19 protein-coding genes are annotated in these 17,763 nt (G+C 61.8%); 10 read left to right on the forward strand and 9 right to left on the reverse strand.

The window, feature by feature from the left end; translation table 11 throughout:
• Positions 1-125: 125 nt before the first annotated feature.
• Both AMK05_RS21270 and AMK05_RS21275 read left to right on the forward strand, forming a co-directional pair.
• Positions 126-854, forward strand: coding sequence for a Bax inhibitor-1/YccA family protein (locus tag AMK05_RS21270; RefSeq protein WP_064841020.1), 729 nt, complete (start codon positions 126-128; stop codon positions 852-854).
• A gap of 106 nt (positions 855-960) precedes the next feature.
• Complete coding sequence (locus AMK05_RS21275; protein ID WP_064841021.1) at positions 961-1,518, forward strand: GNAT family N-acetyltransferase; 558 nt, start codon at positions 961-963, stop codon at positions 1,516-1,518.
• A gap of 57 nt (positions 1,519-1,575) precedes the next feature.
• Here the strand turns inward: AMK05_RS21275 and AMK05_RS21280 are convergent, their stop codons facing one another.
• The 3 genes from AMK05_RS21280 to acnA form a co-directional block, all read right to left on the reverse strand.
• On the reverse strand, positions 1,576-1,977 hold the full coding sequence (locus tag AMK05_RS21280; RefSeq protein WP_064841022.1) for a DUF2794 domain-containing protein: 402 nt from the start codon (positions 1,975-1,977) through the stop codon (positions 1,576-1,578).
• Positions 1,978-2,325: 348 nt separating this feature from the next.
• Entirely contained in the window at positions 2,326-3,066 is a 741-nt protein-coding gene (locus AMK05_RS21285) for a DUF1223 domain-containing protein (protein ID WP_064841023.1), read from the reverse strand.
• Between the two features lie 233 nt (positions 3,067-3,299).
• Positions 3,300-5,990 carry an aconitate hydratase AcnA gene (gene acnA / locus AMK05_RS21290; RefSeq protein WP_064841024.1) on the reverse strand — a complete coding sequence of 897 codons (2,691 nt, stop codon included), beginning with the start codon at positions 5,988-5,990 and terminating at the stop codon, positions 3,300-3,302.
• Between the two features lie 262 nt (positions 5,991-6,252).
• Here acnA and ccmA point away from each other — a divergent pair, with 262 nt between their 5' ends.
• The 5 genes from ccmA (at position 6,253) to AMK05_RS21315 (ending at position 9,397) form a co-directional block, all read left to right on the forward strand.
• Positions 6,253-6,888, forward strand: coding sequence for a heme ABC exporter ATP-binding protein CcmA (gene ccmA, locus AMK05_RS21295; protein WP_064841025.1), 636 nt, complete (start codon positions 6,253-6,255; stop codon positions 6,886-6,888).
• Positions 6,889-7,153: 265 nt separating this feature from the next.
• A complete protein-coding gene (gene ccmB / locus AMK05_RS21300; protein WP_064841026.1) occupies positions 7,154-7,813 on the forward strand; it encodes a heme exporter protein CcmB in 660 nt (219 codons plus the stop codon).
• 47 nt (positions 7,814-7,860) lie between these two features.
• Positions 7,861-8,628: a heme ABC transporter permease gene (locus tag AMK05_RS21305; protein ID WP_064841027.1), complete on the forward strand. Its 768-nt coding sequence runs from the start codon at positions 7,861-7,863 to the stop codon at positions 8,626-8,628.
• Positions 8,625-8,792 carry a heme exporter protein CcmD gene (ccmD, locus tag AMK05_RS21310; RefSeq protein WP_064841028.1) on the forward strand — a complete coding sequence of 56 codons (168 nt, stop codon included), beginning with the start codon at positions 8,625-8,627 and terminating at the stop codon, positions 8,790-8,792. Before AMK05_RS21305 ends, ccmD begins: the two co-directional genes overlap by 4 nt.
• Positions 8,789-9,397: a DsbE family thiol:disulfide interchange protein gene (locus tag AMK05_RS21315; RefSeq protein ID WP_064841029.1), complete on the forward strand. Its 609-nt coding sequence runs from the start codon at positions 8,789-8,791 to the stop codon at positions 9,395-9,397. Before ccmD ends, AMK05_RS21315 begins: the two co-directional genes overlap by 4 nt.
• A gap of 190 nt (positions 9,398-9,587) precedes the next feature.
• Here the strand turns inward: AMK05_RS21315 and AMK05_RS21320 are convergent, their stop codons facing one another.
• From AMK05_RS21320 to AMK05_RS21345, 6 genes are all read right to left on the reverse strand, one after another.
• Positions 9,588-10,175: a DUF2585 domain-containing protein gene (locus AMK05_RS21320; protein WP_064841030.1), complete on the reverse strand. Its 588-nt coding sequence runs from the start codon at positions 10,173-10,175 to the stop codon at positions 9,588-9,590.
• Entirely contained in the window at positions 10,172-10,846 is a 675-nt protein-coding gene (locus tag AMK05_RS21325; protein ID WP_064841031.1) for a septation protein A, read from the reverse strand. Before AMK05_RS21325 ends, AMK05_RS21320 begins: the two co-directional genes overlap by 4 nt.
• Positions 10,847-10,924: 78 nt before the next feature.
• The gene (gene ftsY / locus AMK05_RS21330) at positions 10,925-12,496 is read right to left on the reverse strand and encodes a signal recognition particle-docking protein FtsY (protein WP_064841032.1); all 1,572 of its coding nucleotides are present in this window, start codon (positions 12,494-12,496) and stop codon (positions 10,925-10,927) included.
• 17 nt (positions 12,497-12,513) lie between these two features.
• Positions 12,514-13,785 (reverse strand): tRNA (N(6)-L-threonylcarbamoyladenosine(37)-C(2))-methylthiotransferase MtaB, encoded by a 1,272-nt coding sequence (mtaB, locus tag AMK05_RS21335; protein ID WP_064841033.1) that lies wholly within the window; start codon positions 13,783-13,785, stop codon positions 12,514-12,516.
• A complete protein-coding gene (dapF, locus tag AMK05_RS21340) occupies positions 13,782-14,687 on the reverse strand; it encodes a diaminopimelate epimerase (RefSeq protein WP_064841034.1) in 906 nt (301 codons plus the stop codon). Before dapF ends, mtaB begins: the two co-directional genes overlap by 4 nt.
• Before the next feature lie 111 nt (positions 14,688-14,798).
• On the reverse strand, positions 14,799-15,002 hold the full coding sequence (locus AMK05_RS21345) for a hypothetical protein (protein ID WP_041683802.1): 204 nt from the start codon (positions 15,000-15,002) through the stop codon (positions 14,799-14,801).
• A gap of 419 nt (positions 15,003-15,421) precedes the next feature.
• On the opposite strand from AMK05_RS21345, the gene ffh reads away from it, so the two are divergent.
• Genes ffh through rpsP form a run of 3 tightly spaced genes read left to right on the forward strand, consistent with a single transcriptional unit; the run spans position 15,422 to position 17,754 of the window.
• Complete coding sequence (gene ffh / locus AMK05_RS21350; protein WP_064841035.1) at positions 15,422-16,996, forward strand: signal recognition particle protein; 1,575 nt, start codon at positions 15,422-15,424, stop codon at positions 16,994-16,996.
• 16 nt (positions 16,997-17,012) lie between these two features.
• Positions 17,013-17,333, forward strand: a complete 321-nt coding sequence (locus AMK05_RS21355) for a chorismate mutase (protein WP_064841036.1) — start codon at positions 17,013-17,015, stop codon at positions 17,331-17,333.
• A gap of 52 nt (positions 17,334-17,385) precedes the next feature.
• A complete protein-coding gene (gene rpsP / locus AMK05_RS21360) occupies positions 17,386-17,754 on the forward strand; it encodes a 30S ribosomal protein S16 (RefSeq protein ID WP_064841037.1) in 369 nt (122 codons plus the stop codon).
• Positions 17,755-17,763: the final 9 nt, after the last annotated feature.

The raw sequence follows: 17,763 nt of genomic DNA on the forward strand, positions 1-17,763 counted from the left end.
TTGCAACCCTCTTGTTTGCGATGAACGAAAGCCTCATATTGTCGGCAGGCATGCTGGAGCTCCGCAGCGGCGCCCGGGTCGAAAACCCGACACCGTATCTCCATCGGAGCTTTTAAGAGGAAACTATGGCTGACCTTCGTAACTATCAAAGCCGCGCGCAGACCGGCGAGATGATTGATCAAGGCCTGCGCGCTTATATGCTCAAGGTTTACAACCTGATGGCGCTGGGTCTGGCGATCACCGGTGTGGCCGCATATCTCGGATTCAACTTCGCTGTTCAGGACGGACAACTCACCCAGTTCGGCGTGCTGCTGTTCCAGTCGCCCTTGCGCTGGGTCGTGATCCTCGCGCCTCTCGCGGCTGTCTTCTTCCTGAGCTTCCGCATCAACAGCATGAGCGTGGCCGCCGCACAGACGACCTTCTGGGTCTATGCCGGCCTAGTCGGCCTGTCGCTCTCGTCGATCTTCCTGGTCTACACCGGCCAGAGCGTCGTGCAGACCTTCTTCGTCACCGCCGCCTCCTTCGGTGCGCTGTCGCTTTACGGCTACACGACGAAACGTGATCTGTCGGCGATGGGCTCGTTCCTGGTCATGGGTCTTTTCGGCCTGATCATCGCTATGATCGTCAACGCCTTCCTGGCTTCGTCGGCCATGCAGTTCGCGATCTCGGTGATCGGCGTTCTGATCTTCGCAGGCCTCACCGCCTACGACACGCAACGGATCAAGGAGCTGTACCTGGAAGCCGATGACGTCACTGTTGCCGGCCGCAAGGCGATCATGGGCGCGCTGACGCTCTATCTCGACTTCATCAACCTCTTCATGTTCCTGCTGCAGTTCATGGGCAACCGCAAATAAGCAGGCGGACAGAGATCGAAAAGGCGGCTTCGGCCGCCTTTTTTGTTGCGCTGATTTTGCCGGGATGGTTTTAGAGGAGCCCTGCCTCCTGCTGGACCAGCCGCCAATGTCATTCCTTCTGCGCGATGCGTCGCAAGCCGATATTCCCGCCATCACCGGTATCTACCGGGAATCCGTGCTGAACGGCACGTCGAGCTACGAGATCACGCCGCCGTCCGAGGCCGAGATGGCGCAGCGTTTTTCGGCAATCGTCGGCCAGCAATACCCCTATATCGCCGCAGCCGGTGCGGATGGGATTTTGCTCGGCTATGCCTATGCCTCGGCCTTTCGCGTCCGCCCGGCCTATCGCTGGATGGTCGAGGATTCGATCTATCTGGCGCCCGAAGCCCGCGGCCGCGGCATCGGCAAAGCATTGATGGCCGAGCTGATCGAGCGCTGCACCAATCTCGGTTTTCGTCAGATGATCGCCGTCATCGGCGGCGCCAGCCCCGCCTCGATCGCGCTTCATCTCAAGACGGGCTTCGTGGAGGTCGGCCTGATGCGGGGCGCCGGCTACAAACACGGCCGCTGGCTGGATACGATGCTCATGCAGCGCGTCCTCGGCGAGGGCATGACGACCGATCCGGATCCCTCCGCCTATCCCGGCACGCTGTTTGCCGGCTGATGGATGTGCCCGGAAGCGTGAAGCGGTTCCGGGATAACGACATGCAGAAAAAGCGTCCTACTTGTCGACGAGCTTCAGCGCCTTGTCGAACACCTTCAGCACCTGGTTCAGCTCGTGACCGCGCTTCAGGATCGTGCCGTGGACATTGATCACGGAATAGGCGCCCTGCTTGGCGGCGAGCTTGGGATTTTTCTCGATGCGGAAGAGCGGCATTTCACCGGAGCGTTTGAAAACGGAGAACACCGCCTTGTCCTTCAGGTGATCGATGGCGTAGTCGCGCCATTCGCCGTCACCGACCATACGACCGTAGATCCACAGGATGGCATCCAGTTCGCGCCGATGAAAGGTCACCGGAAGCGGGTCCTTGCTCTGCTTGTATTCCCTGAGATCGACGACGACTGAGGAACTATTGTCGACGGAACGGCTTTCGCCGTGTCGCAAATCCGGCTGTTCTGTCATTCAGTCTCCAAGGCCTCTGCATGTGACAGGAGAGTGACAGTGTGCCCGAGCCGCCGCAAATTGCAAGAGCGCCGGCCGTCACATTCGGTCGCACCACCGCGCGCGCATCAGCGCGCATGGACGCTGGAGCACTTTGAATCGGCGCATCGTCCGATGCGCGTGACAGCGCTGTCGCTTTCTCGGCAGCGCCGCATTTCAGTCAAAACAGCGCCTCATTTGCAGGGGATTTATGAATCCCGGTTTGGCGCCAGCGCGCCAAAGGGCCCGGCGGAGCGTATCGACCTTAACCCCAGCCCCGAATACGCTCAGCCGGGCCGCCCGGTACTTCACCCGCAAGCGGATGAAATCTCAGATATTTTTTCCCGCCATCACCACGGTCGCCCCGAGGATCGCCGCCGGATCGCCGTTGTCGTTCGCCGATTGCAGCAGAATCGCGCAACCCTCGAGCTGCGGCCGCTGCAGCACACTGGCCGGCAGCGTCAGACTGGTCGCCTTGCCGTCCCACATGCCGACCGTCTCGACATTGGTGACGCTGTGCAGATAGGAGAGCTTCTTGCCGCTGTTCTCGCCTTTTTCGACCTCGATGGTCTTTTCCTTGTCGAAATAGACCATCACGACATTGGCTTTGCCCTGTCCCGCGCCGATCTTGATTTCCAGCTCGTCGCCGCGCATCGACGCGCTGATGGGAACCGTCAGCCCGTTGCCTTCGCCGCTATAGGTGTCGATCTTGTTGTTGATGCCGCTGAGATCGGCGCCGGCCAGATGGCCGCGCCCGTTGACGATCGCCTGCGGCGTATAGACGTTGCTGCGGCCCATAGTCCTGGCATAGCCGTATTGCCGCTCGGTGTTTTCCTTGGAGCTCAGCGTATCGGCCCAGCCGAGGTAGTTCCAGTAATCGACATGATAGGCGAGCGCGATGACATCGCCCTGGCTCACCAGCTTGCGGAAAGCCGCGTCAGCCGGCGGGCAGGAAGAGCAGCCCTGTGCCGTGAAGAGTTCGACGACACCTTTCGGCGTGCCGTCTTCGGCCTGCAGTGGACCTGAGAGAACAACGCCGGTTATCAGCGGAATCAAAAAACGGGGGGACATTCACCTGCACCTCTTTTTCAGCGCCGACGGCGTGTTCCAACCGGAGGCCCTGACATATGAACGTACGAATAATCCTTCCGGGTCCAAACGAAAAGTCACGAACGGGTGAGACGCAGCGCAACCGGAACCCGCAGAAAACAAATCATTGTGAGCCCCCTCAAATACCGCCGCCGCAAAGAAAAGCCGCCGGAAACTGCTCTCCGGCGGCCATTATCATACGAGGCTATTAACAATCAGGCAGCCAGATCGCGCAGAACCGTCTGCAGGATACCGCCATTGTTGAGGTAGACCACCTCGTCGAGCGTATCGACGCGCGACAGCAGCGGAACTTCCTTCACGGTGCCGTCGCCATAGGTGATTTTGGCGATCTTCTTCTCACGCGGCTTGATCTTGTCGAGACCCTCGATGGTGACGAGTTCGTCGCCCTTGAGGCCGAGGCTCTGCCAGGTCGTGCCCTCTTCGAAGACGAAGGGGATGACGCCCATGCCGACCAGGTTCGAGCGATGAATGCGCTCGAAGGACTGGGCGATCACGGCCTTGACGCCGAGCAGGTTGGTGCCCTTGGCCGCCCAGTCGCGCGAGGAGCCGTTGCCGTATTCGACACCGGCGAAGATGACGAGCGGCACGCCTTCGGCCTTGTACTGCATCGCGCCGTCGTAGATCGACGTCTCTTCCTTCGACGGGTAGTGGATGGTGTAACCACCTTCCTTGCCGTTCGGGCCGAGCATGTGGTTGCGGATGCGGATATTGGCGAAGGTACCGCGCATCATCACTTCATGGTTACCGCGGCGCGTGCCGTACTGGTTGAAGTCGGCAACCGCGACCTCGTGGCCGATGAGGTAAGCACCGGCCGGCGATGCCGCCTTGATCGAACCGGCCGGCGAAATGTGGTCGGTGGTGATCTTGTCGCCGAACAGGCCGAGGACGCGGGCGCCCTTGATGTCGGACACGCCGGTGCCCTTCTTGCCCATGCCGACGAAATAAGGCGGGTTCTGGACATAGGTCGAATCGTCGTCCCAGGCATAGGTCTGGCCCGGCGGAACCTGAACGGCCTGCCAGTTGACGTCGCCCTTGAAGACGTCGGCATACTTGCTTTCGTAAAGTTCGCGGGTGACGTATTTCTGGATGAACTCCTGCACCTCGTGCGAAGTCGGCCAGATGTCCTTGAGATAGACCGGATTGCCGTTCTGGTCCTCGCCGATCGGCTCCTTGGTCAGATCCTTCTGAACCGTGCCGGCGAGCGCATAGGCGACGACGAGCGGCGGCGAAGCCAGGTAATTCGCCTGCACGTCGGGCGAAATGCGGCCTTCGAAGTTACGGTTGCCGGAGAGCACGCCGGATACGATCAGGCCCTTGTCGTTGATCGTCTTTGAGATCGGCGCCGGCAGCGGGCCGGAATTGCCGATGCAGGTGGTGCAGCCGAAGCCGACCAGATTGAAGCCGAGCTTGTCGAGATCGGCCTGCAGGCCCGACTTGGCGAGATATTCGCCGACGACCTGCGATCCCGGCGCCAGCGAGGTCTTGACCCACGGCTTGGTCTTCAGCCCCTTGGCAACAGCGTTGCGGGCAAGAAGGCCGGCAGCGATCAGCACCGACGGGTTGGAGGTGTTGGTGCAGGAGGTGATGGCGGCGATCGCCACGTCGCCATGGCCGAGATCGAAATCCGTTCCTTCGACCGCATAGCGATTGTTGAGCTGGCCGGGCTTCTTGTAGTCGGCATCCATCGAGCCGGCGAAACCGGAAGCGATGTTTTCGAGCGCGATGCGGCCTTCCGGGCGCTTCGGGCCGGCCATCGACGGCACGACGTCGCCGAGATCGAGTTCCAGCGTATCGGTGAAGACGAGGTCGGAACCGTCGCCGTCACGCCACATGCCCTGGGCCTTCGAATAGGCTTCGACCAGCGCGATCCGGTCATGCGTGCGGCCGGACATGGTGAGATAGTTGATGGTTTCGCCGTCGACCGGGAAGAAGCCGCAGGTGGCGCCGTATTCCGGACCCATGTTGCCGATCGTCGCGCGGTCGGCGAGCGGCATGTTGTCCATGCCCGGGCCGAAGAATTCGACGAACTTCGACACGACGCCCTTCTTGCGCAGCATCTGCACGACGGTCAGAACGAGGTCGGTCGCGGTGACGCCTTCCTTGAGCTTGCCGGTCAGCTTGAAGCCGATGACTTCAGGCAGCAGCATCGAGACCGGCTGGCCGAGCATCGCCGCTTCAGCTTCGATACCGCCCACGCCCCAGCCGAGAACGCCGAGACCGTTGATCATCGTCGTGTGGCTGTCGGTGCCGACGCAAGTATCCGGATAAGCGATCGTCTCGCCGTCCTCTTCCTTGGTCCAGACGGTCTGGCCGAGATATTCGAGGTTGACCTGGTGACAGATGCCGGTGCCGGGAGGCACGACGCGGAAATTCTTGAATGCCTGCTGGCCCCACTTCAGGAAGCGGTAGCGCTCGCCGTTGCGCTGATATTCCAGCTCGACGTTCTTGGCGAAAGCCTGCGGCGTGCCGAATTCATCGACGATGACGGAGTGGTCGATGACGAGGTCGACGGGAACCAGCGGGTTGATCTTCTCGGGATCTCCGCCGAGCGACACCATCGCGTCGCGCATCGCGGCAAGATCGACGACGGCCGGAACGCCGGTGAAGTCCTGCATCAGCACGCGCGCCGGGCGATAGGCGATCTCGTTTTCGACCGCACCCTTGTTGTTCAGCCATTCGGCAACGGCCAGGATGTGCTCCTTGGTGACCGACTGGCCGTCTTCGAAGCGCAGCAGGTTTTCGAGCAGCACCTTCATCGAATAGGGAAGCTTCGAGACGCCGGGCAGACCGTTTGCCTCAGCCTTGGGCAGGCTGTAATAGACATAATCCTTTCCACCAACGGAAAGCGTGGAACGACAATTGAAACTGTCAAGAGATTTAGACACGAGAGACCCCGTTTCTGATAGCCAACACAGTCGTGCGAACGCCTATGCACTTAATGCACATCAGGATGCGGGTACGGCCATTTCCGCTGTCCGCACGTGGAACGGACGCTCCAAGTTCGGCGCAAGGATGAAATTCACGCCGACCGCTGGCGTGGTTGCCGGTCTTATAGATAATTTCCTAAAAACTTGCCATACCCGAGCACGGTCAAAATCGGAGATTTTTTGACCCCTCCGGAAGCCGAAACCAAGAAAGAGCCGATGCATGCATCTCACCGCCGAAAATCTGGCCGCAAGGCGCGGTGAGGATCTGATTTTCGTTAACATTTCCTTTCACTTGGCGTCCGGCGAGGCGCTCATTCTGACCGGCAGAAATGGATCGGGAAAGTCCACTTTACTGCGCGTCGTCGCCGGCCTCCTGAGACCGGAGAAGGGCACTGTCATCTTCCGCGACGGAGAGGGCCGGGAAGACAGGCATCCCGGCGAGGCCAGCCACTACCTTGGCCATCGGAATGCAATGAAGAATGAACTTACGGTTGCAGAGAACCTCGATTTCTGGCGTAGCTTTCTCGGAAATACAGGCTTCTCCGTCGAGGATGCGGCTAACGCCGTCGGCCTGTCGGGGATAACCCATCTTCCCTTCGGTTACCTCTCCGCCGGCCAGCAGCGCCGGATAGCTTTCGCCAAATTGCTCGTCGCCCACCGCCCCGTCTGGATCCTCGACGAACCCACGGCGGCACTCGATGCCAGCGCCGACCGGCTGTTCGCCAGCTTGATCGAAGCGCATCTGGCCGAAGGCGGCATCGTGCTGGCGGCGACGCACCAGCCGCTGGGATTGAAGAATGCGCAGGAGTTGAAGATGACGGGTTTTGCCGGTGTGGATGCGGGGGTATGGGGATGATGGTTTGCGGTTGTTTGCAAGGACATGACGTGAAAACCCCACCCCAACCCCTCCCCACAAGGGGGAGGGGCTACCGTGCGGCGCTGCCTCATACTAACCGCATCGTCGCAATCTGCAGAACGGCAACAACGTACACCCCGCTTGCGTTTGGCCGTCGTCGGAGACCGCAGCTTAGCCCCTCCCCCTTGTGGGGAGGGGTTGGGGAGGGGTTTTCCTCTACCGCTTGGAACAGGTTTTCCTCACCCATCAGGGAAAAGCACCCCGAATGACCGCCCTCTTCCTCCGCGATCTCAAACTCTCGATCCGCGCCGGCGGCGGTGCGCTGATCGGGGTGCTGTTCTTCCTCACGATCGTCGCCGTTATTCCCTTCGGCGTCGGTCCCGATCTCAAACTTCTCTCCCGCATCGGCCCCGCCATCGTTTGGATCGGCGCGCTGCTTGCCGCCCTCCTCGGCCTCGACCGCCTGTTCCAGGCCGAGCGCGACGACGGATCGCTCGACCTGATGCTCATGCAGGACACGCCGCTTGTCCTGACCGTGCTGGTCAAATGCTTCGCCCACTGGACGGCGACCAGCCTGCCGCTGGTGATTGCCTCGCCGTTGCTCGGCCTGTTCATGAACATGGACGAGACGGCGATTGCTGCCACTATGCTGACGCTGCTCGTCGGCTCGCCAGCCATCACCTTCATTGGCGCCGTCGGCGCCGCCGTCGCCGTCGCCCTGCCCCGCGGCGGCCTGCTGGTCTCGATCCTGGTGTTGCCGCTGACCATACCGGTGCTGATCTTCGGCGTCAGCGCCACCTATGCCGCCGTCGAGGATCCCGCTCCGTTCCTGCCACCCTTCCTCATCCTCATCGCGCTGACCCTGTTCTTCGCGGTCATCGGTCCGGCCGCTGCCGCCGTTGCACTGCGAAACACGACGGATTGATTGGCATTCGATTGCGGGAAAAGCCGGATCAAGATAAGGAAGCGGACATGAGCGAAACGAGCCTTGCCATCAGCAAATTCAGCGACCTCGCCAACCCGACGCGGTTCCTGGCGCTGGCGGCGCGCATCATTCCGTGGCTGGCCGGCATTACCGCCCTCTGTTTTGCGGTCGGCCTCTATCTCAGCTTCTCCACGGAAGGCGATTACCAGCAGGGCGAGACCGTGCGCATCATGTATATCCATGTGCCCTCGGCCTGGCTGTCGATGATGTGCTATACGATCATGAGCTGCTCTGCGATCGGCACGCTGGTCTGGCGCCATCCGCTGGCCGACGTCTCCGCCAAGGCCGCGGCCCCGCTCGGCGCCGCCTTCACCCTGCTCGCCCTCGTCACCGGCTCGCTCTGGGGCAAGCCGATGTGGGGCACCTGGTGGGTGTGGGATGCGCGGCTGACCTCCGTTTTCGTTCTCTTCCTGATGTATCTCGGTCTGATCGCGCTCAGCCGTGCTATCGACGATCCGTCGAAGGCCGCGCGCGTTTCCGCCGTGCTCATCCTCGTCGGCTTCGTCAATATCCCGATCATCAAATTCTCGGTCGAGTGGTGGAACACGCTGCATCAGTCGGCAAGCGTGATGCGCCTTGATGGCCCGGCGATCGATCCGGAATTCCTGCGGCCGCTCTTCGTCATGGCGATCGCCTTCACCCTGCTCTTCTTCACGCTGCATATCATGGCGATGAGGAACGAGATCTGGCGCCGCCGCATCGCCGCCCAGCGCCGTCTCGCCGCCCGTATGGCCAGCCGCGAGGAACAGATTTGACGCACACCTTCTACGTCTACGCATCCTATGGCTTTGCCGCTCTCGTGACGATCGCTGTCACGCTCTGGACCTGGGCCGACGGCCAGGCGCGTCGCCGTGAGCTCGCAGCCTTGGAAGCCGCCGGCATCCGCCGCCGCTCGGCGCGTGCAAAGGACGGCGAATGAGCGAAGCGCCTGAAACCACGACCGCCACATCGCGCGGACTTGGCCGTTATGCGCTGGCGCTTCTGCCGCTGATCGTCTTCGGCGGCATTGCGGCGACGGCGGCAAAGATGCTCTACGACCAGGATTTCCACGGCAAGAACATCACCGAAATCCCCTCCGCCCTGATCGGCACCAAGGCACCGGCACTGAACCTGCCGCCGCTCGACGGCGCCAATCTGCCGGCGCTGACCGATGCGGCCATCAAGGGCAAGCTGACCCTCGTCAACGTCTTCGCCTCCTGGTGCGTGCCCTGCCGCGCCGAACATCCCGTGTTGAAGGAACTGGCGAAAGACGGACGGCTGAACATCGTCGCCATCAATTACAAGGACCAGAACGACAACGCCCTGCGTTTCCTCGGCGAACTCGGCAATCCTTATCAGGCGATCGGCATCGACCCGAACGGCAAGGCGGCGATCGACTGGGGCGTCTACGGCATTCCGGAAAGCTACCTCGTCAGCCCCGACGGCACGATCCTCTACAAACGCGTCGGCCCCTTCGACGATATCAGCCTGAAGGAAGGGCTGTTTCCGGCGATGGAAAAGGCGCTGGAGAAGCCGGGTTCGTAAGTTTCATCTCGGGTGAAGACCCCTCCCCAACCCCTCCCCACAAGGGGGAGGGACTTATATGACGCGCTGTATGGCGCCAAGCAGCAGCCTTTCCGCGGATGAAACGGTGAAGTGGAATAAGACGGGCGCCGCACTCAAGCCCCTCCCACCTGTGGGGAGGGGTTGGGGAGGGGTTTTCTTCTGACCTGGCCTAAACCCCGCCCTGCCAGACCTTGATCGCCTCCACCGGCCAGATCAGCATCACCACATTGAGCGTCAGATTATCGCGGATCACATAGCCGGTGAAAATCTCGAAGAAGAGGGCGATCGCCACCGTCAGCGCCACCGGCGCGCGCGATGCGAAGAAGAAGCCGATGCACATGAACACGGTGTCCATTGCCGAATTCAGGATGCTGTCGCCGTAATAGTCGAGTGCGATCGTCGCCGTGCGGTAGCGGTCGATGATCAGCGGTGAATTTTCCAGCAGCTCCCAGCCGGATTCGATGACGAGCGCCAGCAGCAGCTTTGCCGCCAGCGGCTTGCGGCGCAGGACGAGATGGCCGAGCCCGTAGAACAGGAAGCCGTGGATGATATGCGACGGCGTGTACCAGTCCGACAGATGCTGCGAATTGCCGCTGGTGTTGACCCCGCCCTCCCATAGCTTGACATAACCGCAGGCGCAGATCGGCACGCGGCCCATCATATATTCGGCAACGATCTGGGCGACCAGCACTGCTAGGCAGGCGACGAACCAGAAACTTTGGTGTCCGACACGATATTCGGCCTCTGTAGCGCTCACTTTTCGCCATCCGTTTCCACATTGATGCTATGCTTCAGAATGAGCGGCATCTGTGACATGGTGAAAATGAGGGTGATCGGAATATTGCCCCACACCTTGAAGACCACCCAAGCATTGTCTGCTGCTTTCATATCAGGCTGATAGTACCAGTTAAAACCACGCCAGACGACCTCGTTAAGGACCGCGCAGAATAGAAAGAAAATGCCCCAGCGAATGGTAAGCTTACGCCAGCCCTCAGCATCGAGTTCGAAGGCGGTGTTGAACACGTAGCCGAGCAGCGATTTCCCAAAGACAAGTCCCCCGAGCAACACAACGCCAAAGAGCCCGTTGATGATCGTGGGCTTCATCTTGATGAAGGTTTCGTTCTGCAGGTAGATTGCCAGCGCGCCGACGATAACCACCACCAGACCGGAGACGAAAGGCATCACCGGTAAGTGCCCAAGCACAATCTTCGAAACGACAAGCGAGACGATCGTCGCTGTCATAAAGAGCGCAGTAGCAATGAAAAGCGGCCCTCCGAGCGCAACCAGGGCCGGAAACTTTCCCGCCAGCCACTCAGCACGCAGGTTGGCAAAGAAGAAGATCAGCAGCGGCCCGAGTTCCAGCGCCAGCTTCAGCAGCGGATGATGCCGGTCGGCCGGGGTCGGGGTGATATCGCTTTCGGTGCTCATGCGTTCGTCAAACCTGCTATTCCTGACAATCTGGTTGCCGGCCGTGCCTTGCAGGCTCTCGGCGGCATATCTGTGGCATCATTGCGGAAGTCCGGCAATGGCATGGGCGAAATCCTCGGCTTCGAATGGCTCCAGATCGTCGACGCCCTCGCCGATCCCGATGAAATAGACCGGCAGCTTGTGCTTGGCGGAGATAGCGACGAGGATGCCGCCGCGTGCCGTGCCGTCGAGCTTGGTCATGATCAGCCCGTTGACGCCGGCGACGTTGCGGAAGATCTCGACTTGGCTTAGCGCATTCTGTCCCGTCGTCGCGTCGAGCGTCTGCAGCACGGTGTGCGGCGCATCGGGATCGAGCTTGCCGAGCACGCGCACAATCTTCTCGAGCTCGGCCATCAGCTCGGCCTTGTTCTGCAGGCGGCCGGCGGTATCGACGATCAGCACGTCGCATTTTTTCGCCTTGGCCTGTTCGAAGGCGTCATAGGCAAGGCCGGCGGCATCGGCGCCAAGCTTGGTGCCGACGAATTCCGAGTTCGTCCGCTCGGCCCAGATCTTCAGCTGCTCGATCGCTGCCGCGCGGAACGTATCGCCGGCCGCCAGCATCACCTTCAACCCGGCACCGGATAGCTTCGCCGCCAGCTTGCCGATCGTCGTCGTCTTGCCGGTACCGTTGACGCCGACGACGAGGATGACATGTGGCTTGTGCGAGAGATCGAGCTGCAGCGGCTTGGCGACCGGCTTCAGGACCTTGGCGATTTCGGACGCCATGATCCGGCTGACATCCTCGCCGGTGACATCCTTGCCATAGCGCTCGGACGCCAGCGTATCGGTGACGCGCAGCGCGGTCTCGACGCCGAGATCGGCCTGGATCAACAGGTCTTCGAGATCCTGCAGCGTCTCGTCGTCGAGCTTGCGCTTGGTGAAGAGCGCGGTGATCTGGCCGGTCAGCTGCGAGGAGGTGCGCGCCAGACCGTTGCGCAGCCGCTGGAACCAGCTGAGTTTCGGCTGCGGGGTGATGGGCTGCGGTTCGACGATTGCCGGGCCGGTGGCGAAGCCTTTGGGGAGGATGGGCTCAACGGCTGGCGCCGGCTCCATCTCCGATGACGGCAGGGGCGTTTCGGCGGAAAGCTCGCGATCGGCGGCTTCCCCCCCTACCCTGCCGGGCATCCCCCCCACAGGTGGGGGGAAACTCGCGGCGATGTCTTCCGCCGCATTGACTGCATCATCCGCAGCGACGGGTTCACTCTCCACATCTGCAGGAGCACTCTCCGCATCTATTGATTGGCGAGCGGCATCCAACTGTTCAGTCCCCCCACCTGTGGGGGGGACGCCCGGCAGGGTAGGGGGGGTATCTTCCTTCGCTTCCTCTTCGGCCTCCAGCAGCGACAACGGCACGACACCCATATCGCCGAGCTGATCGGCCGGCAGCAACACGTCCGTTTCAGCCTCGACTGGCTCCTCTATCTCACCCTCGCCGATATCCGCCGCCGGCCCGCCGGCCGTATCCATTTCCTCGGGCAGCACCGGATCATCGGCGACCGGCAGATCTTCGGCGCGCGAACGCCGCTCCAGCTCCTTGTCGACCGCCTCGGGCACGGACTCTTCAGCCGGCTTGCCGAAGGTGAAGACCTTTTTGATGAAACTGAGCGCCATGGGGATTCCGTGAAAAGTCAGGCCGCCGCGGCCGTCAATTGCATGTCGAGGTGCTTGCCATTGTGGCCGGTGATCGTGGCCGGCACAAGTTCGCCGGGACGAAGGCCGGGTGCTGCCACCAGCGTGAAGTTTTCCGTATGCGCCAGGCCATTGTTTTCGACAAGCAGCCATTGCCGGGTTCCGATCATGCGATCGAGATGGGATAGATGCAGCCTATGTCCAGCGGCGCGCAGCCTGGCGGCGCGCTCCTTGACCAGCGACCGGTCGAGCTGCGGCATGCGGGCAGCCGGCGTGCCGGGACGCGGGCTGTAGGGAAAGACGTGCAGATGCGCGATGTCGGCCTCTTCGGCCAGTTGCACCGCATTGCCGAACATCTCTTCCGTCTCCGTCGGGAAACCGGCGATGATATCGGCGCCGAAGCTCATCTCGGGACGCAGACGGCGCGCCTCCTCGATGAAACGCAGTGCATCGGCGCGTGAATGCCGGCGCTTCATCCGCTTCAGGATCATGTCGTCGCCATGCTGCAGCGACAGATGCAGATGCGGCATGAAGCGCGGCTCGTCGGCAATGAGATCCATCAGATGCACATCGGCCTCGATGCTGTCGATCGAGGAAAGCCTAAGGCGGCGGATATCGGGGAGCTGCTTCAAAAGCGTCTTCGCCAGCAGCCCGAGCGTCGGCGCCCCCGGCAGATCGCCGCCATAGCTGGTGGCATCGACCCCGGTCAGCACGATCTCGCGATAGCCGCTGTCGGCGAGCTTGCGGGCCTGGTCGACGACCGCCCCCATCGGCACGGAGCGGGAATTGCCGCGGCCATAGGGAATGATGCAGAAGGTACAGCGGTGGTCGCAGCCGTTCTGCACCTGGATGAAGGCGCGCACATGGCCGTCGATGTGCCTCACCATCTGCGGCGCCGTCGCCTTGACGCTCATGATATCGTTGACGCGGAGCTTCTCCTGAGCCGAAACGCCGAAATCCGGCAGGCCGCGATAGGAGGCGCTCGAAAGCTTCTCCTCGTTGCCGAGCACGGCATCGACCTCCGCCATTTCGGCGAAGGTCTCTTTCTCAGTCTGCGCGGCACAGCCGGTGACGATAATGCGGGCATGCGGGTTGTCGCGCCGGACCCGGCGGATCGCTTGGCGAGCCTGGCGAACGGCCTCGCCGGTCACGGCACAGGTATTGACCAGAATGGCATTGTTGAGCCCGGCCTTCTCAGCCTGCGCCTTCATCACTTCGGATTCATATGTGTTGAGGCGGCAGCCGAAGGTAATGACTTCGATGCCGCTCACTGCGCCCCCACCTCTCGGGTACCGTCGCGCGACCACGAACCCGTCGAGGGATCGAGCCTGCCCGACCATTCCCATTCGGCCGGGCCGGTCATGATGACGTGATCGTCGCGCTCGCGCCATTCGATCGAAAGCACAGCCGGCGGCTTGGCGCTTGCCACATTGATCGTCACCTTGCGGCCGGTGCGCCCGGTGCGCGCGGCGCTGACTGCGGCAGAACAGGCGGCCGAGCCGCAGGCGAGCGTCAGTCCGGCGCCGCGCTCCCAGGTCCGCGTCGTCATCGATGCCGGCGAGGTCACCTGCGCCAGCGTGATATTGGCGCGCTCGGGAAACATCGGATGGTTTTCGAGCAGCGGCCCGAAGCGGGCGAGATCATAGGACATCACGTCCCGGTCCACCCAGAAGATCGCATGCGGATTGCCCATCGACATGACAGACGGCGAATGCAGCACCGGATTGTCGATCGGGCCGATCTGCAGTTCGATGCGGCTGGTGTCGTGGAATTCTTCCGCCAGCGGGATCTTCTGCCAATCGAACACCGGCCGGCCCATATCGACGGAGATCGTCCCGTCCTCGTGTTCGACGGCGTTGAGAATGCCGGCGACCGTCTGGAAGGTGAAGGCCTTGCGGCCGGTCTCGGCGGCCAGCGCCTGCACGACACAACGCGTGCCGTTGCCGCAGGCCTGCGCCTTCGAGCCGTCGGAATTCAGGATATCGATGAAGGCATCGGTGCCGTCGGCCTTCGGATCATGGATCGCCATGATCTGGTCGAACTCGGTCGCAGGATCGGCATTAAGTGCCACCGCCGCAGCTGGCGTCACCTTATCCGGCCGGCCGCGCATATCGACGACCAGGATCTTGTTGCCAAGCCCGTTCATCCTCGCGAATTCGACCGTTGCGCTCATGATATCTTCCGTCCGTGTTTCCGCTGTATATGGCGGAAATGCGAAGGAATTACCAGTGGGTGAGTGCCGCGCAGCTATAGCCGCCGGCCGCCCTTTGGAGGCCGTCCGGTTTTACCGCTCAACACCGTCGGAAGCAAAAGACGCCGCATGCGCTTCGACGATGGCGGCGGTAATGACTTTTCTCAGCTCGTAGACCAGCGAACGGGACCGTTTGCGATCCAGATCCTGTGCTGCTTTTGCAAGACTAAGGCCTTCGTTCAGAACAATATGATGGGCCCGTGCCAGTGCCCAGCTTTCAATATCAGGATTGATCATTCGTATCTCCGCCGGATCATCCGGCATCAAGGATATTCACGAATCATTTTACACGATGCACTTAAGTAGAAAGTAGAATCATAAGCGCAATATTTTGCAACTGGCCTCTATGGCGTTTGGACTGTTCGCGGGAAATTTAGCCGGCCGTGCCCGACCGCGCAGGTTTGCGCAACCCCCGCTATGCGGCCTTTAGTCCGCATTCGCTTGACTTTCGCGCCGCTTTCCTGTTTATCGCGCCCAATCCGCGACGAGCCGCATGACTCCGAGCCGCCGACCGGGACCTGAGATCCCGGAGGTCAACACCCGACAGCGCGATGCGCCCTCGGGTGCTTTTTGGCTTTGCGTCTTGTTTTCGTCAAGGAAAAGCACGACGTTTCCGGGCATATCGAACCCGCCCGAAACGTATCAAGGAAGAGCCCATGTTTGAAAACCTCCAGGACCGTCTTGGATCCATTCTGAATGGACTGACAGGCCGTGGCGCGCTTTCGGAAGCCGATGTTTCCGCAGCGCTGCGCGAGGTTCGCCGTGCGCTGCTGGAGGCCGACGTCGCGCTCGACGTCGTGCGTTCCTTCACCGACCGCGTGCGGGAAAAGGCCGTCGGCGCCGAGATCCTGAAGTCGATCAAACCCGGTCAGATGGTCGTCAAGATCGTCCATGACGAACTGATCGAAATGCTGGGCGGCGAAGGCGTCGGCATCGACCTGCATGCGGCCGCCCCCGTCGTCGTCATGATGGTCGGCCTGCAGGGCTCGGGCAAGACGACGACGACAGCCAAAATCGCCCATCGCCTGTCGACGCGCGATAAGAAGAAGGTGCTGATGGCGTCGCTCGACACGCGTCGTCCGGCAGCCCAGGAGCAGCTTCGCCAGCTCGGCGCCCAGGCCAGCATAGACACACTGCCCATTATTTCAGGCCAGTCGCCGACCGATATCGCCGCCCGCGCCGTGCAGGCGGCGAGACTCGGCGGCCATGACGTCGTCATCCTCGACACTGCCGGCCGCACGCATATCGACGAGCCCTTGATGGTCGAGATGGCCGACATCAAGAAGCGCTCGAACCCGCATGAAATCCTGCTGGTCGCCGACTCGCTCACCGGTCAGGACGCCGTCAACCTCGCCCGCAACTTCGACGACCGTGTCGGCATCACCGGCCTGGTGCTGACCCGCATGGACGGCGACGGCCGCGGCGGTGCCGCCCTTTCGATGCGCGCCGTCACCGGCAAGCCGATCAAGCTGATCGGCGTCGGCGAGAAGATGAGCGAGCTGGAGGAGTTTCATCCCCGCCGTATCGCCGACCGCATCCTCGGCATGGGCGACATCGTCTCGCTCGTCGAGCGCGCGGCCGAGAATATCGACGCCGAGAAGGCGGCCGCCATGGCCGCCAAGATGGCCAAGGGCAAATTCGATCTCGACGACCTCGCCGATCAGCTGCGCCAGATGCAGAAGATGGGCGGCATGGGCGGCATCATGGGGATGATGCCCGGCATGGCCGGGATGAAGGACAAGATGGCCGCAGCCGGCCTCGACGACAAGCTTTTCGGCCGTCAGATCGCCATCATCCAGTCGATGACCAGGGCCGAGCGCGCCAACCCCGACCTGCTCAAGCATTCGCGCAAGAAGCGCATCGCCGCCGGTTCCGGCACCGATGCCGCCGCCATCAATAAGCTTCTGAAGATGCACCGCCAGATGGCCGACATGATGAAGATGATGGGCGGCAAGGGCAAAGGCGGCATGATGAAGCAGATGATGGGCGGCCTTGCCGGCAAGATGGGGCTTGGCGGCGGCCTAGGCGGCATGCCCGATCTCTCCAATATCGATCCCCGGCAGCTCGAGGCCTTGCAGAAGCAGGCGGAAGCGGCGGGGCTTGGAAAGCCGGGTGGGGGTATGCCCGGTCTCGGCGGCCTGCCGGGTGGTTTGCCTGGCCTCGGCGGCGCCAAGCTGCCGGGTCTCGGCGGTGGTTTCCCGGGATTGCCCGGCTTGCCGAAGAAGAAGTGAAAGGATCGCTTGCCCCATGATTGATCCGAACGTCAAAGCCCAGCTCGCGAGCTATCGTCAGTCGATCGACAATATCGACGCCGCGCTCGTGCACATGCTGGCCGAACGCTTCCGGTGCACCAAAGAGGTCGGCGTGCTGAAGGCCAAATACAATCTGCCGCCGGCCGATCCGGCGCGCGAGGAATACCAGATCGAACGCCTTCGCCAGTTGGCGAAAGCCGCCAATCTGGACCCGGATTTCGCCGAGAAGTTCCTGAACTTCGTCATCAAGGAAGTCATCCGGCATCATGAGCAGATCGCTGCGGATCACGCTGAACAGAGCGCCACAGCCCGATAACCCGCCTGATCACTGATCAGGCGATCAAAGAAAAGCCTAAGGAGTAAAGAACATGGCACTGAAAATTCGTCTCGCCCGCGGTGGCTCCAAGAAGCGCCCGTATTACCACGTCGTTCTCGCCGATGCGCGCAGCCCGCGTGACGGCCGCTTCCTGGAAAACCTCGGCTCCTGGAACCCGATGCTCGCCAAGGACGACGAGAAGCGCGTTCAGCTGAACGCCGAGCGCATCAAGCACTGGATCGAAAACGGCGCCCAGCCGACCGACCGCGTTCTGCGCTTCCTCAATGAAGCCGGCGTTGCCAAGCGCGAAGCCAAGAACAACCCGGTCAAGGCAAAGCCGGGCAAGCGCGCTCAGGAACGCGCCGCTGAAAAGGCTCAGAAGATCGCTGACGCCGCCGCTGCTGCCGACGCCGCGGAATAATCGGGACAA

The sequence above is a fragment of the Rhizobium sp. N324 genome, assembly GCF_001664485.1.
GTDB lineage: Bacteria > Pseudomonadota > Alphaproteobacteria > Rhizobiales > Rhizobiaceae > Rhizobium.